The 14,444-nt window shown below is 63.1% G+C and carries 19 protein-coding genes; 6 read left to right on the top strand and 13 right to left on the bottom strand.

The genetic code is table 11. The annotated features are described in order from the left end of the window. The first annotated feature begins 8 nt into the window (after positions 1-8). The 3 genes from LGH70_RS21730 (at position 9) to LGH70_RS21740 (ending at position 2,249) form a co-directional block, all read left to right on the top strand. Positions 9-1,388 (top strand): MFS transporter, encoded by a 1,380-nt coding sequence (locus LGH70_RS21730; RefSeq protein ID WP_226189956.1) that lies wholly within the window; start codon positions 9-11, stop codon positions 1,386-1,388. Further along, entirely contained in the window at positions 1,312-1,713 is a 402-nt protein-coding gene (locus LGH70_RS21735; RefSeq protein ID WP_226189958.1) for a DUF983 domain-containing protein, read from the top strand. Before LGH70_RS21730 ends, LGH70_RS21735 begins: the two co-directional genes overlap by 77 nt. Before the next feature lie 98 nt (positions 1,714-1,811). Further along, the gene (locus LGH70_RS21740; protein ID WP_226189960.1) at positions 1,812-2,249 is read left to right on the top strand and encodes a hypothetical protein; all 438 of its coding nucleotides are present in this window, start codon (positions 1,812-1,814) and stop codon (positions 2,247-2,249) included. Here the strand turns inward: LGH70_RS21740 and LGH70_RS21745 are convergent. The 3 genes from LGH70_RS21745 to LGH70_RS21755 are packed head-to-tail and all read right to left on the bottom strand — an operon-like array spanning position 2,246 to position 3,235. Beyond that, positions 2,246-2,494 carry a hypothetical protein gene (locus LGH70_RS21745; protein ID WP_226189962.1) on the bottom strand — a complete coding sequence of 83 codons (249 nt, stop codon included), beginning with the start codon at positions 2,492-2,494 and terminating at the stop codon, positions 2,246-2,248. The genes LGH70_RS21740 and LGH70_RS21745 overlap by 4 nt on opposite strands. Positions 2,495-2,522: 28 nt before the next feature. Then, positions 2,523-3,032 carry a DUF2243 domain-containing protein gene (locus LGH70_RS21750; protein WP_226189964.1) on the bottom strand — a complete coding sequence of 170 codons (510 nt, stop codon included), beginning with the start codon at positions 3,030-3,032 and terminating at the stop codon, positions 2,523-2,525. Next, positions 2,972-3,235, bottom strand: a complete 264-nt coding sequence (locus tag LGH70_RS21755; RefSeq protein ID WP_226189966.1) for a hypothetical protein — start codon at positions 3,233-3,235, stop codon at positions 2,972-2,974. Before LGH70_RS21755 ends, LGH70_RS21750 begins: the two co-directional genes overlap by 61 nt. 164 nt (positions 3,236-3,399) lie before the next feature. Here LGH70_RS21755 and LGH70_RS21760 point away from each other — a divergent pair, with 164 nt between their 5' ends. Beyond that, a complete protein-coding gene (locus LGH70_RS21760; protein ID WP_226189968.1) occupies positions 3,400-3,603 on the top strand; it encodes a hypothetical protein in 204 nt (67 codons plus the stop codon). Between the two features lie 245 nt (positions 3,604-3,848). Here LGH70_RS21760 and LGH70_RS21765 read toward each other — a convergent pair whose 3' ends face one another. The 6 genes from LGH70_RS21765 to LGH70_RS21790 form a co-directional block, all read right to left on the bottom strand. Beyond that, a complete protein-coding gene (locus LGH70_RS21765; protein ID WP_226189969.1) occupies positions 3,849-4,160 on the bottom strand; it encodes a hypothetical protein in 312 nt (103 codons plus the stop codon). Positions 4,161-4,198: 38 nt separating this feature from the next. Beyond that, positions 4,199-5,536 carry a Fic/DOC family protein gene (locus LGH70_RS21770; protein WP_226189970.1) on the bottom strand — a complete coding sequence of 446 codons (1,338 nt, stop codon included), beginning with the start codon at positions 5,534-5,536 and terminating at the stop codon, positions 4,199-4,201. A gap of 103 nt (positions 5,537-5,639) precedes the next feature. Continuing rightward, positions 5,640-5,897 (bottom strand): hypothetical protein, encoded by a 258-nt coding sequence (locus LGH70_RS21775; protein ID WP_226189971.1) that lies wholly within the window; start codon positions 5,895-5,897, stop codon positions 5,640-5,642. 76 nt (positions 5,898-5,973) lie between these two features. Continuing rightward, positions 5,974-8,112, bottom strand: a complete 2,139-nt coding sequence (locus LGH70_RS21780; RefSeq protein WP_226189972.1) for a type IV secretory system conjugative DNA transfer family protein — start codon at positions 8,110-8,112, stop codon at positions 5,974-5,976. A gap of 39 nt (positions 8,113-8,151) precedes the next feature. Continuing rightward, positions 8,152-9,183 (bottom strand): DUF5712 family protein, encoded by a 1,032-nt coding sequence (locus LGH70_RS21785; RefSeq protein WP_226189973.1) that lies wholly within the window; start codon positions 9,181-9,183, stop codon positions 8,152-8,154. Between the two features lie 4 nt (positions 9,184-9,187). Next, a complete protein-coding gene (locus LGH70_RS21790) occupies positions 9,188-9,676 on the bottom strand; it encodes a hypothetical protein (protein WP_226189974.1) in 489 nt (162 codons plus the stop codon). 713 nt (positions 9,677-10,389) lie between these two features. Here LGH70_RS21790 and LGH70_RS21795 point away from each other — a divergent pair. Beyond that, positions 10,390-11,118, top strand: a complete 729-nt coding sequence (locus tag LGH70_RS21795) for a ParA family protein (protein WP_226189975.1) — start codon at positions 10,390-10,392, stop codon at positions 11,116-11,118. 275 nt (positions 11,119-11,393) lie between these two features. Further along, positions 11,394-11,579, top strand: a complete 186-nt coding sequence (locus LGH70_RS21800; RefSeq protein WP_226189976.1) for a hypothetical protein — start codon at positions 11,394-11,396, stop codon at positions 11,577-11,579. Positions 11,580-11,950: 371 nt separating this feature from the next. Here the strand turns inward: LGH70_RS21800 and LGH70_RS21805 are convergent, their stop codons facing one another. The 4 genes from LGH70_RS21805 to LGH70_RS23695 form a co-directional block, all read right to left on the bottom strand. After that, on the bottom strand, positions 11,951-12,292 hold the full coding sequence (locus LGH70_RS21805) for a hypothetical protein (protein ID WP_226189978.1): 342 nt from the start codon (positions 12,290-12,292) through the stop codon (positions 11,951-11,953). Positions 12,293-12,346: 54 nt separating this feature from the next. Then, positions 12,347-12,676: a DUF6088 family protein gene (locus LGH70_RS21810; RefSeq protein WP_226189980.1), complete on the bottom strand. Its 330-nt coding sequence runs from the start codon at positions 12,674-12,676 to the stop codon at positions 12,347-12,349. A 70-nt stretch (positions 12,677-12,746) separates the two neighbouring features. Beyond that, positions 12,747-13,043: a hypothetical protein gene (locus LGH70_RS21815; RefSeq protein WP_226189982.1), complete on the bottom strand. Its 297-nt coding sequence runs from the start codon at positions 13,041-13,043 to the stop codon at positions 12,747-12,749. A gap of 108 nt (positions 13,044-13,151) precedes the next feature. Beyond that, a complete protein-coding gene (locus LGH70_RS23695) occupies positions 13,152-14,444 on the bottom strand; it encodes an ArdC family protein (protein ID WP_262905441.1) in 1,293 nt (430 codons plus the stop codon).

A 14,444-nucleotide genomic window follows, 5' to 3' on the forward strand; every position in this document is an offset into this window, starting at 1 on the left:
TGCGCCCCATGACTCCGCTAACCACCCCAACCCCGCCGACCCGCCTGGGCTTGCGCGAAAACTGGCCCCAGTTCGCCCTGCTGGTGCTGGTCAATGCCTTTGTAGGCGGCATGGTAGGACTGGAACGCTCCATTCTGCCCCAGCTGGCGGAGCAGGAGTTTCACTTGGTGGCCCGCTCGGCCATTCTCTCTTTCATCGTGGTGTTCGGCCTCACCAAAGCCGCGGCCAACTACTACGCCGGGGCCTGGGCGGGCCGGGTGGGGCGCAAGAACCTGCTGCTGCTCGGCTGGTTGTTTGGCCTTCCCGTGCCGCTACTGCTGCTCTGGGCCCCGTCCTGGGGCTGGGTGATTGCCGCCAACGTGCTGCTGGGGTTCAATCAGGGCCTGGCCTGGTCGAGTACGGTGGTCATGAAAATAGACCTAGTGGGTCCCAAGCAGCGCGGCTTGGCCATGGGCCTGAACGAGTCGGCGGGCTACCTGGCTGTGGCCGCCACGGCCTTCGCCTCGGGCTGGCTGGCCACCGAGTACGGCCTGCGGCCCTACCCCTTTTACCTGGGCATTGCACTGGCCGTGCTGGGACTGCTAAGCTCCCTATGGGTGCGTGATACCCGCCACCACGTCGCGCTGGAAGCGGCCCAGGCCCCGGCCGGACCCACGAGTCCGCCCCTTTCGTTCTGGGACGTAACTTGGCGCCACCCCAACTTGGGCTCGGTCACGCAGGCCGGGCTGGTTAATAACCTCAACGACGGCATGGTCTGGGGCCTGCTGCCGCTGCTGCTGGCCACCAAGGGCTTTACCCTGACGCAGATTGGCACGGTGGCGGCCGTGTACCCGGCCGTGTGGGGCCTGGGCCAGCTGGTGACCGGGCCGCTGGCCGACCGCTACTGCAAGAAAGACCTGCTCTTCTGGGGCATGCTGCTGCAGGGCGCGGTGCTGCTGGCCATGCTCTTCACTTCCTCCTACCCAGTATTCGTGCTGTTGGCGGCCCTGCTCGGCGCGGGCACGGCGCTGGTCTACCCCACCTTTTTGGCGGCCATTGCCGAGTACGCCCCCACCGCCCAGCGGGCTCACAGCGTGGGCATTTTCCGGCTCTGGCGCGACGCGGGCTACGCCGTGGGCGCCCTGCTCACCGGCGTGCTGGCTGATACGCTGGGCCTGGCCGCCCCGCTCGTGGCCATCGGGGGCCTGACGGTGCTCTCGGCGCTGGTTATCCGCGCCCGCATGTACTGCCTGCCGGAAGCAGCGCCCACGACGGAATTGACCGGCGGCTGTGCCCGGCCCACTGGTTTCACCCTTTTTACCCGATTTCGCTATGGCTTCTCGCTCTTCCTCCCTGCTGGCCTGCGCCGCGGGCCGCTGCCCGCGCTGTCACCAGGGTCCCGTATTTAAAACCTCTGCCCTGAACCTGGCGCATTTCCAGGACATGCACGACTACTGCCCCGTGTGCGGGCAGCACTACGAGCCGGAACCCGGCTTTTTCTGGGGCGCCATGTACGTGAGCTACGCCTTTTCCGTGGCCATCGTGGTGGCCGTGGGCCTGGCTGTCTATGTGCTGGGCCACGACCCCGACACCTGGGTATACATCGTTAGCGCCGCCCTGGCCATCGTGCTCTTCATGCCGCTGACCTTCCGCTACTCGCGCCTGGTCATGCTCTACCTGTTCGGTGGCATCGACTACAACCCCGCTGCGCCTGTACGGCAGGCGCGGCGGTAGCGAAGAGCCGACAGCTGGTAAGGCCAAGCACTTAGGGGCAACAGAAGGGGTAGGCGGGGCGTAGAGCCGGTATCCGCCACCTCGTTCACCTATCCGCTATGAGCAGCCACGACCCCAGCCGCCGCAGTACTTCCGCCGCTACCAACGCCGAGCTGGACCGCGAGGCCCGCGCCCGGGTGCAGGCCTGCGCGCAGGCTGGGCCCGCCGCGCTCGATAGACGCATTGAGGAGCTGGATAAAGAATGGGACATCGACCGCACGTTGATGGCCAACGCCTCCACGCTCTCACTGTTCGGGTTTGCGGCCGGGCGCACGGCCGACCGCCGCTGGCTGGTGCTGCCGGCGGTGGTTTCTTCGTTTTTGCTCTGGCACGCGCTGCAGGGCTGGTGCCCGCCACTGCCCATCTTCCGCAAGCTCGGCTACCGCTCGCGCAAGGAAATCGACGCAGAGAAGTATGCCCTCAAAGCCCTGCGCGGTGACTTTACCGGCGTGGATAAACAAGACGCCGCGCAAGCCTGGGAAGCTGCCCGGCGCTAACGCCAGGACGCTGGCGCCGCGTCGTCCAGCTGCTGGCGCAACGCTTCTCCCTGCAGCGGCAGCCCGGTCAGCGGGGCCAGCAGGCACAGGTCAAACGCGCCCGCCGCGAGCGGCACCAACCCAGCAGCGGCCAGCGGCAGGCCTTTGCGGCCCTGCATTAGACCCGCGGTGAGCAGGGTGCCCCCGGCCAGGGCGCGGGTCCAGCGGCCGGCGGGAGAAGCAATAAAGCGAAAGAAGGTTTCCATCGGATAGCAGGTTAGTGGTGACGGGAAATTAGCCGACCGCGTGGGCGGCTGGCGTGGTATCGGCTTGACCCCGGCGAATCAGCAGCCAGCCGACGAGCAGCTGCAGCAGGCCAAAGGCCAGAAAACCCAGGTCGGCCGGCAGGTGGTCGGCCGTGTATTCGTAGACGTGGTGCAGGCCCAGCAGCGTGTGGTCGATGAGCCCCTCAATGACGTTGAACAAGCCCCAGCCCAGCACCAGGCTGCCGCTGAATGTGCGGCCCGACCAGGGCACGTCGCGCCGGTGGCCCACGCTCCAGAGCAAACGCAGGCCCAGGGCCGTCATCACCCACACGGCGGCGTGAAATACCCCGTCCCAGTACATGTTGACCTTGGCGTTGACCAGGGTGTCGGGCGGCAGCTTATTGGATAGCATGTTGTGCCACTGCAGTATCTGGTGCAGCACGATGCCGTCGACGAAGCCGCCCAGACCGGCCCCCATCAGGATGCCGGCGGCCACGAGTGGGGCGTGGTGCCGCGCCGGGGAGGAGACGTTTTCCATGAGGCAAGAGTTGGGGAGTAGAAGAGCAGCAGGCTGCCAGCCACCAGCAGCAGCACGGGCAAGAGCAGCACCAGCGCGTTGGCCGAATAGGTGGCGTTGTAGATACCCGCCTCCACCTGCGGCCGGCACACGGTGCATGCCTGCGCCACGCTGCCCGGGGCCAGACACGCCAACAGCAGCAGGACTGATAGTTTATTAGACATGGTGGCAGCAAGGATTCAGCAGATACTAAAGGCTACGCCCCTTGCCAGGCGAGGTTGCTACGTGCGTGCGGGCATCCGTGGTTTCCCGCCCAAAACCCGTATTTCTTGCTGAATCCCTCGCGGGCCGGGCATCGTTTTTCCAACAGAATCACGCCGCTTGCCTAATGCTTGCCCCTACTCCATTTAATGACCCCGGCTGCCGGCAAAAAGCCGTCGCCTTCGCCCTGGCCCTGACGCAGAAAACCCCGCTGGAACCAGGGGCGTGGGAGCGGGCCCAGCTGCGCCTGTTCGAGACCGGAGAACTGAGCCTGGACGAGTTGGAAGCCCGGCTGGAACCTATTATCCACGAGCACGACCCGGTCGGGTAACTGCGCTCCGACACTTCACCTCTCCATCTGCATCCATGTGCGCCTTGTGCCGCAGACGGTGCATTCCATCAGCATCTCCGTAGCGTGAGCATAGCGCTCCAAGACCTCCAGATGGGCGTGTAGCGTTTCCTGCTTACAGGTAGCGCAAGGCAGCAATTCGGTAGCCTCTAGTTGTTCCTGCAGGAACTGTAGTTCATCGTCCTTCATCCGTGGCAAGGTAGCAGTTAGCGGCGGTCGGTTGTGGACTACCGGCTGCCCGCCTGATTTTCCCGGGTGGCCAGGGCCGCTTGGGCTTGGGCCAGGTTGAGCAGGTACTGCCGGGCCAGCGTAGGATTTTCGCGGTGGGCCCAGGCCCTGGCCCGACGTGCTTCATTAATTGGCCCTGCGGGCAGTTGCGGGGGTACTGGCGTGGCCCAGTGGCAAGCGCCCTGCCGAAAAAACTCCTCAATAGCCGCCAGCAGAGTGAGCGTGCGCTCTGCCTGCGCGGGCCATTGGTCGAGCAGCTGTTCCAACTCCCAGCTGGCAGCTTCGTACTCGGCTTCAATGTATAAGTTCATGGCCTGTTCTTCGGGTGGAATGCGGACCTGGCAGTTGCTTACCGTTCCGGTCCTTCGTTTTCTTGGCCGGGCTTAGCCGGGGCAACCGAACGCTGCACTTCTTGCAAACTGCGTCCTACTCCTCGAAGGGCAGCGGCCTCCTCGGCTAATGCCGGTATCTTCTCCGCCCTGGTTAATGCCTCGACCACGGCCTGCAGGTTGGCGCCACCCAGGTAGGCAGACTTCTCCACGGCTTTAGCGGCCCGCAACAGCGAATCAGCTGGCCCGGGGTAGCCCTGCTCCTCCAATCCGTCGACTAGCGCTTTGGCGGCGTGCACGAATGCGGCCGTCACCGCTGGGGGTGGATTGGTGGAAGACACAGCCGGAGTAGCCGCAACGGTCTTAATTTGCTGCGGGTGTAATACAGAAAGCGCGGCCTCAAAGCGGGCGGCCTCGCGCTTCGACTCCGGGTCTTGAAATCGTGTATCCTGCACAACCTCCTGCAGCAGCTCCCGGAGGCCCGCCCCGTGCCGGGCCACGCCCGCCTGCGGATTGCGGTCAATGTCGAGCACCTGGCTCAGCAGGGCGTCCGCACGCTGGGGGCGCCGGTAGTCTACACCGGCTACCAACTGCTGCAGGGCCGGGGTAGCGGCCACCAGTTCGCGTAGCTGCTCTATTTGCCGAACAGCCGGTGTGGGCCCTTCCGTCAACAGTCGAGCCTGGCTGGGATGACGGGCCGCTTCGGCTTCCGGCCCGGGCAACGGCGTTGTGTTGCGGGCAAATAAGTCACGCAGCGCCTGCAAGTCCTTTTCCCGGTGCCCTGCGCCGTGCAAACTCACGATGCCCTGGTCCCGGGCGGGGTTCAACTGGGTGTGCTCCCGGTTAAAGTCGACCTGGTAGCCGGCTTGGTAGGCTATTTCGGCGAAGGTGGCCTGCAGGGTGCGGCCGTTGCCCTCGCGGAAGGCGTGCACGTGGTTGTAGTGGTCGAAGTAGTAGGCAGCCCGCTCGGCAAAAGCCTCGGCCGTAGGTAGGCCCTTGAGGTTATTTTCAAGCTTGAGCTGCTCGCCCAGCACGTTGAGCCGCTCGTCAATGCGCTCGAATGGAGCAAAATGCATCGGCACGGCGGTAGTGCCGGGCAGGTCCGCTGCCTTGACGCCCTGAAAGCCGGCTTCCCGGCGAGTCTGGCCGGCCCATTCGAACGTGTCCTGAAACAAGTGCTGGTGCACGGCCCGCAGTCGCGGAGCGTCAAAGGTGTCGCCTTGGGGCCCGTAGCCGGCGGCCAACTCCTGCAAGCGGCGCAGCGAGGCATCCTTGGTCGCCTGCTCTAATTCTTCGGCATCTGTTATGCCTAGCTTGTTGTAAAAGACGCCGGTGTGGGGGTCAGTAAACTTATCCATCGTACCTGTAAATACGAGAGCCGGGCTGCTCGCTGGAATAGGGCTAAAAAATTAGCCCGACCGAGGCCGGGCTAATGCAGTTTCAGGTAAGAAAGATGCGCCGTTAGGCTACGTGAGCCAGCGCATGCTCAACGTTGCGGGCCTGCACCTGACGCAGGTGCTCGTCATGACGGGCGCCCACGGTAGCCAAATCAATCTGGCCGGCCACGTACTGCGCGTGCAGCTCGGCCAGCCACTCGGGCTCCTGGTAGGCGCCCTGGCTGCGGGTGATGCCCAGCGACTGGTTTATGATAAACTGCCGCTGCTCGCGGGTCTGTTCGCGGGGACCAAACTGCGGGATGTGAGAAGCTTGCGTGTTCATAAAGGACAGTACGTAAACGGGGAATCGAGAGTACAAATTAAACAAAAAAGCCGGCATTATGGTGCCCCGGCGGCCCTTAAAGCATGGGTTCATTATCAGGCATCTGGCCAGGTTTGAGCGTGTTGGCATACTGTCCCACAATGCTGGCCACGTCCTCCCGGATAAGCTCAAAATTAGCTTGAATCACCGCTTGAAGAGCATTCACCGGGCCTGTCACGGGGCTGCTACCTGCCTGGCGGGCCGCACGCCGCTGGCTAAGCCAATCCTGCTCCCGCCCCTCCCCCACCGAGGCCTCGCCCAGTAGTGGCGCTGGCCCTCCCTCGAAGGTGGCAAGCGGGTGCAGGGGGTACGAGCCGGGCGTCGCCTGGCGCTCCACCTTGCCTTGGAAGAAAGGCTGCTCCGTTTCCACCGTCTGGCCGATGAACTCCCCGGTTTCAAGCGTGATGGTGTCCTGTAGACGGACCAAGTTACGCTCCTGCCAGCTCACGCTCTGGCTGGCATTGCTGCCCGCGCCGCGGCTGCCCCCGCTCTGGCTCCGGCCTAGGCTGGCCGACACCATCTCCCGGTCTTCCTTGCCCACGAGCTCCGAGACGAACTTGGCCGTTTCGAGTGAGTTGACCTTGCCGAAAAACTGGTTGTTGAGGTTGCTCACCATCACCTGCATTTTGTCCCGGCCGTAGGCATCAATCATCTGGCTCAAATCCTGGGTCATGTAAATCATGGCCACCTTGTTGCTGCGCGCAGTGGCCGGTATCACCTCCAGGTTGGGCACGTAGATGGTCGCCGCCTCGTCGAGGAACACGTAGCTCGGGTGCTTGTGCTGCTGGTTCATCAGCTTCAGGGCCACGGCCACGATGCAGCTGATGACCGGCGAGAAGGTTTCCTTCAGCGTGGGGTCGTTGCCCACTACCAGCACCTTGGGCGCCTGCGGGTCGTTTAACTCCAGCGAAAACCCCTCCCCTCTCGCCTCGTCGGGCGTGAGCACCCAGGCAATTTCCGGCGAGTTGATGCGCGTAAGCACAATCTGCAGCGAGGCAATGACGCCGGCCACCTGCTTCTCGGCCCGCTGCTTTACGGCCGTGGTGATGGAGCGCACCATGTCCCCGCATTCGGGGTCGGTGTCGAGCATGCTCAGCACGTGGGTAAAGTCCGGGTGCAGCGCCGTGTTCACCACGTGAGGCAAGGTGCAGAACGTGGGGAAGTTCTTCTTGTAAAACCAGATGATGGCCGTTAGAAACGCGTTGGCGCTGGTGTCAAAGAAGTCCATCTTTTTGATGCTCTCCGGGTTCAGGTTGGCCATGATGGCGCGGGCGTACTCGTTGGCATAGGCCACCACCGGCATCTTGTCGGCCCGCAGCGGGTTTACCCGCTCGCTGCGTTCCAGGTCTTTAAAGTTGATGATATGCAGCTGCACTGCAGCTCGCTCCTCCCCTGCCGCCGCGGCTTTGGCGTCGGCCAGCACAAAGGCTTTCTGCGCGGCTTCGGCCAGCACCGGAAACTTAAAGTCGTAGATGAGGCCGGCAAACCCCTTCTCGGTGAACTGCTCAATTAGGGGCTCCCCAATTGAGTACGACTTGCCCGCCCCGGCCCCGCCGAGCACCAGCGTGCCCCGGAACGGATTGGGAATGTTAATCCAGCCCCCGTCCGTCGTAGCCAGGCTAAAGCCGTGCTCAGAAGCCTGCTGCCGGCGCTCGGTGCGCAGCCCGAACCGCTCCGTTTTATGCAGGGCCCGCACTATGCCGGCAGCCAGGCCAGCGCCCAACGCCAGCAAGGCTGCCGTGGGGTACAGCCAGGCCACCGTGCCGGCCGAAAACGTGGCCATGGACAGCAACAGGGCCCCACTCAGCACCACCAGTGCCGCAGCTGCCAGCTGAATGCGCCGCAGCTCCAGCTGCGTGGGTTGCCAGCGCTGCTGCCCGGGCCGCGCAGGCGGGGCTTTGAGCAGCACCGCCAGCAGGCCTGCGGCCAAGAGCACACCGGCCCGGATGAGCAGGCCAAAACGCTGGTAAAACGTGGCCATGCCTAAGAGCAGGCGGGAGGTAATGGAAGCGCCCAGCCCTGACGGTGGGGCAGCCGGGGTTACCGCCTCGGCAAAAAACAAGGGGTGAGACAGCAGGTAATACTCGCCGCCGGCCAGCAACACCAGCACAAAGGCAAGGGCGATATACAGACCGGTCAGGCGGTGGCTACTCGGCTGCCGGGGGGCACTCATCATGCTCATAGATGGGTTGGTTTAAGCATTCACATTAGGGAACTACAGTTCTGCTTCCCACTGGTGGCGCCCGCGGCGGGGCTGCTCCCCAATGTCCTGGGTGGCCACACGTTCGGGCCCGGCGGTGGCGCGTAGCGTCTGCTGCAGGCTATGCAGGGCCTGTCGTACCTGGTGCCCTGGATTCGGGCGAGCCGGCTCCTCGCGACCCGTGGCCAGCAGGTGATAGGCGTTGTCCAGGGGCTGCCCCTGCCGGGCTCGCCCCTCCAGCCGGCGTAGCCGGTCGTAGAAAATGGGGTCGTAACCCCGCTCCTGCGCGATGCGCTGCACCCGCTCCGCATCCAGGCGCTGGCTTGGGTCCGCCTGCCGGTTCAATTGGTCGACGCGCTGCGCTATCCGTGCGTTACGTTTCGGGTCGGGCGCGGAAATAACGGGAGCTTTTTTCTGTTGGGGAGCGGGCCCCTTGTACTGGAACTGCCGCTCAAATACCTGCCGGGCCTCGTCCTGCCAGTCGCGCAGACTGAACCGGCTGACGCGCCCGCCCGGGTTGAGCGTGACGCGCTGGGCCCGGTCCCGGGCTGATACAACCACGTGGATGTGGGCCTGCAGTCCGGGACGTGGCTGCCCCGTCTTAGCCTCTCCCTCCCTCACGGCCGGGTCCGTGCCGCGGTGGCTGCGCTCGTGGTGAATGATGGCACCCCATACCAGGTCCTCTTTCCCCACTGCCCCACCGTCTTTCAGGTGGAAGCCCGCCGCGTAGGCCGCCATAACTTCCCGGGTAAAGGCGCGCAGCTTCGCTTCATCCCCGCCCCCGATGTGCGCCAGCTCTTCCGGGCTAGGACTAAGCACCAGGGAGTAGAACTTGGCTTCGTTAGCCCTTAGCCCTTTCACGTTGTGGTCCAGAGCCGCCAGCACCGAATCGCGGTCCAGTTCGTCCTGCTGCTCATCAAAGAAGCGAGCTTCCAGGCCCTCTTTCCGGGCTTCGTGGGTCAAGTAATTCAAGGCCTGGGCCGCGCTGCCTTGATTATTATAGGCGTTTTTACCATTGCTTTTAGGGTTAATTAGCTTGGCGTGCATATCCTTAATTTCCGATTTTACGCCCTTTATTTAACGCCTTTATGTCCAGTGCAGCCAAGCCGGCAGCCGTAGCTTCGGCGATGCGCTCCTGGTTTTTCCGCTGAATTTTAAGCAACGCTTCCCCACCTTCCGGAGCTAATAAATTCTCCACCACCCGGAGAGTTTGCTCCTGCACGGCCTGCTGACGGAGCTGGGAGCGCACCATTTCCAGCAGCAAGCCCCGCTCCTGCTCCTGCAGGTAAGAAAACACCCGGTCGCCCAGCCGCTTCACCTCCGCCATGATAAGCTGCCCTTCCCGGGCCTGCGCCTCCACCGGGTTCAGGCTCCTCTCGGCAAAGTATCGAATGGCCGCGTCGGCGTACTCCGTGCGGGTCAAACCCAGCCGGGCTGACTCCGCTCCTACCAATCGGTGCGCCGGGCCGCTGACCGTGACGTGCTTCACCGCTGGGCCGCTGGACACTCGCGGTATGGACTGCTGTTCGTGGTCGTGCATACTGTTTTAATTCTTACTGACTGGTTTTTAGTGTTATACCTCCCAGGATTAACATTTATCAACTCTGTTGATAAATAACTACCATTTAATCAGTGCGTTAGCACAATTAAATGGTAGTCTTCTTGCTAACTACCCTGATAGGGCCTCATTGCTAACTACCCTGATAGGGCCTCATTGAGTTGGTGGCAAACCTTCGCAGGTGCTGACCGCCTTACGACCTGGGTAAGCTTTCTCCTTTGGGTCACGTGGGTATGTAGAGTAACCTCTTAACCCTACTGCCCATGACCAATCCTTTCCGGTCTGCTGGGCAGCTAAATCCGGCTCAGTGCTTCCAAGAGGAAAGTGAACAGTTGCAAAAAGCATATTTTATTTCTTAAGAAACAAGTAAATCAGGAAAGCTAGAAACCCCGCATCCTGGGAACATTACGCCCCGTATGGCACTTTGTTTCTCAGTATTTTAGGAAATAAGTTTCTTAAGAGCTTTTGATTAATGTTTACTGAGAAGTTTGTAAACTATAATTTTTGGAAATTTAAAAATAAGGAAGTAAGAAATCAAGGAAATAAGAAATTTTGTTTACTTATTAATTTGTAATCTTATTTTCTAGGAAACAAAAAAACAAGTTTCCGAGTAAGCTTGAAAATTGAGAAACAAGCTGCTTTATTTGCAAGCTGCTTGCGCCCTCCGTGGCTTTACCCGTTAGTTCCCCTGCTTTATGAAAATCATCTGCGTTGCCAACCAGAAGGGCGGCATTGGTAAGAGTACCCTCATCACCGTGCTTGCCGGCGCGCTCTCGGCCGACTACGGCTACCGGGTGCTCGTGGTCGATGCCGACTCCCAGCAAACCCTGGCCGGGGTGCGCCTCACTAACGACCAGCCCAGCGTGGAGCAGGAGCGCCTCGCTGGCACGCTCTCAGAGCCCGCTTTCCCCTACACGCTGGAATCCGTGGGCATGGGCCAGGTATATGACCGACTCGACGAGGTCGGCGACGACTACGACGTGGTGTTCATTGACGTGCCCGGCCGCTCGGACGACACGGCCATGATTGACGTGCTAAGCGGCGCGAACGTGGTGCTGGTGCCCGTAGGTGCCTCGGACGCCGAGCGCCTGGCCACGATTTCCTTTATGCAGCTGCTGCAGGAAATCTCCCGGCTCTCGCGGGAGCAGGGGCTAGAGTTCCAGTTCTTTGGCGTGCATTCGCACCGCACCAACCTGAAAGAGGAAAAGGACATGGACGAATTCACCGACGCCCTGGGCCTGCCACGCCTGCAGGCGTCTCTGCGCCAGCTCGGCTGCTACAAGCGTCTGTCAACCCGCTACAGCTACCTCAACCCGGCCTACCGGCGGGCAGTGGGGGCCGATGCTTCCGTGGAAGCCGAAGTGCGCGCCTTGTGCGACGAACTGATTGCCCGTGCCCAACTCACCTCTGAACTCGTAGCGTAATGGCCAAGATTCAACGCCTGAAAATCTCCACAGACGAGAAGATGTCCATGCTGCGGGGGCAGCCCGGTCACATGCCGGCCGCCCCGGCTGCTGCTGAGCCCGTCGCGGCCCCGGAACCAGCGCCGGTGGTTACGCCGCCAGTAGCTCCCGCTCCAGAAGTTGCTGCAGCCCCGGTGCTCGCACCTGCGCCATCAGCCAGGCCGCAGCCGGCCGCGGTTGCTGCCACGCCCAGGAAGGGGAGGGGCCGGCCCCCAAAAGTGCAGGCTCCCGCTTCCATGGAAGGCAGTTACTCGGGGCTGCAGCCGTCCCTGATTCGCCTGGAAGGAGAAACCCAGCGGGCCGCCCTGGCCTACATCCACGAGGAGCTCATGCATCACAGCCGGCGGGTGTATCTGAAAGAATTGGTGGACGAGGCGGTCAATTACTACCTGCAGCACGGCCCGCCCGCCAAAGGCAGGTAGGGGAGGGGAGGAGCGCACCGTCAAGCGGCCCGCTACCAGCGCAGCTGCGAACTCACTTCGGTAAAGGCGTCCGACGCTTCCAGCTGCTGCTCCCGCTGGCGAGCCGAGCCTGCCGAATCCGGCGGTTTAGCGCCGGGTCTGACCTACCGAACACCAGTAACGGCCACTGTGCATTTTTTTCCATTAAGGAGCTGCCGCAGGCTGATGATGTTAATTATTTGCGGTTAAAGCGACATTTTCAGCTTTTATTTTCGATTAACGAACGTTTGGCACGAGAAATTGACAGACGCGCATACAATTGATTACGCCTGCTTGCAAGCAGCAACATGCATGCATCAGCCCCTTCTAAGCCCGTGGATACCGGTCAGGATTTATTGGATGTTCCATGCGGCGCAGTTGGGTAAGGCGGCAGCGCTGAGGCCGAGACGGTAGGTGGTCAGGGGGTTGAGCGTAGCCCGCAGCCGGGCAGCGCCCTTTTTGTCGGCCTGCTGCTCCAGCACGGCCCCTAGCACGGCGCGGGCGCGGGGCGGAGCCTGGCGCAGGGCCAATTCCACGAGGCGGCGGCGCTGGTCAGGGGAGAGGCCTTTGACAAAGCGCTGCACCCGGGCCAAAACCTCGTCGGGCCGGGCATCGGGAATGCGGCGCAAATCGCGCAGCACCTCCAGCCACTGCAGCAGCGGCACGTCGCTAGCCTGCTCCGGCGCCGGGCGCACGACAAAGGCAACGCGCGGGGGCCGGGTGCGCCGCAGCCTGGGAGAGGCAACTACTCATTCAGCCGGCACCTGGGTAGTGAGGCCCAGTTGGTTGTAGAGGGCCGTCCCGACCGGGTAGGCCGAAACGGAGCCTTCTGCGGCGGTTAGGGTCCGCAATACGGCCGCTGCGGACGGCTGCAGCGCGCCAAACCGGCTGGGCGTTGGCCGGTAGTACTGGCCCTTGGCGTAGCGTTTGAGCACGCCTTCCCGGCTCAGGCGACTCAGGGCCGCCGCGACGGCCCCGAAAGAAGCCGGGTCGGTGCTCAAATCCGCATACGTGAGCAGCTCGCCCGGCTCGAAGGCCTGGACTTGCTGGCGGACGCGCTGCATGATGGAACCGGTCATAGCGGAAGGAATAACAGGAGCACAAGTACGCAAAAGTGTCAAGTTTTTACATGTAAAAACTTGACACTTTTCACGGCTCACTGTTTCCATCTGCCGGGCTAGCCGCAGGGGCCTGCACTTCGGCCAGCACCACGGCGATAATATCCTGCACGGGCTTGTTGAGCAAGTCGGCCACGCGCAGCAGCTCGGCAATGGTGAGGGTGGAGGGGTCGGCCTCGCGCTGCTTGATGGTGCGGTAGGTCATGCGCAGGTGCTCCATGAGCTCGCGCTCGGTGAAGGTGTAGCGTCCGTGGCGCAGCAGGTCCGTAAAGCGCCGTGGGGAAAGCGCGGCGGCACCAGGGGGCAGTGGGGGAGGGGAGGGAGGCATGAGATTCAAAAAGAAGGTAAAACGGCAGACCAGCGCCGGTAGGGCGGTACCCCACCGCCCCCGGCCCCGCCGATAAAAGCAAACAAGGAAGGGGGTGACTACAGAGCGTTAGCAGTCATCGGCCGGGTAGGGGCGCGGGTTTTGCCGTGCCTCCTCGGCCAGGGTGTGCTCTTCCCAGTCGGCCACCCACTGTATGATGTTGGTCAGCCAGCGGCCCAGGCGGGCGGGGTCGGTTTCGGTCAGAATCCGGCCCGTGGCCGTGCGGCGCTGCTCCTCGGTAAAAGCGGGATGCTCGAGCAGGCGGGTCAGTTCGATGCGCTGCGTGGCCACGACCACCGTGGTCAGGGAAGGCAGGGTTTCCTGGCCCAGCACCACCGGCGGCAAGGCCGGCAGGGTAGGGCGGGGCGCCACGGCGCCGGCCTCCACCCGGGGGGCGGGCTGTGGTGCTTCTTCCTCCCGGGCTGCCACCCCTGCCGCGACGGCGGGGCCTGGCTGGGGGTCGGGTTCAGTATCCTCCGGGGTTTCGTTGCCCAGAATCAGCTCGGCGGCCCGTTGGGCGCGGCTGGCGGCCTGCACCACCAGCTTTTTGTCCCCCCGCAGCTGCTCCAGCCAAAACTGCAAGTAGGCGGCCGTGTTTTCGAGCGTGGCGCTGAGGTTCAGGCCGGCGTGGCCGCAGAGAAAGGCGGCCCCCATCTCGGCGGTCAGCTCCTCGCGGGCGTAGCCGGGGCGGCCACCGTGGCGCAGGGCTTCGGCCAGGTCGGGGCGGTCCAGGCGGCTGGCGTGGCCGGTGGCGTGGGTCAGCTCGTGAAACAGGGTCGAATAGTAGGCTTCGCCGCTAACGAAGGTTTCCGGGCGGGGTAGGTTCACCAGGTCGGGACCGGGGGCGTAGTAAGCCTGCGCGCCGCCGTGCTCGATGCGGGGGCCGCTCGTCCAATTGGCTACCAGGGCTTCGGCAGCGGCCAGGGGCTGGTGGGCACGGTCCTGGCGCTGCTCGGGCAGGGTGATTTCCACGCCTTCCACATCGTCGACGGAAAAGACGGTGTAGTACTTGATGAAGGGCGTTTTCTCTTCCTCACCGGTTTGCTGGTCGGTGCGGGTCGTGACGTTGTAGTAAATCACGGGTATGCCTTTGGCGCCCTTGCGGATGTTGCCGCCCAGCTCCCGGGCCTGCCGGAAAGTGAGAAAGAACGGCGTGCCGCCCACCAGATGCAGCAGAAAGGCATTGATGCCGGTATAGGCCCGGCCGCTGACGTAATTGCGGGGCAACCCGTAGGCCGCGTGCCAGGGCTTGCGCCAGGCAATCTGGCCCGCTTCGAGGGCGGCAATCACGCGGTCCGTCACAATCTGGTACACGTCGGGGCGGGTGGTCTTTTCGGCGGTGGGGCGGGCTTGCTTTTTCAT

Origin of the sequence: Hymenobacter nitidus, from assembly GCF_020447315.1 — a bacterium.
In the GTDB taxonomy this organism is placed as follows: Bacteria; Bacteroidota; Bacteroidia; order Cytophagales; family Hymenobacteraceae; genus Hymenobacter; species Hymenobacter nitidus.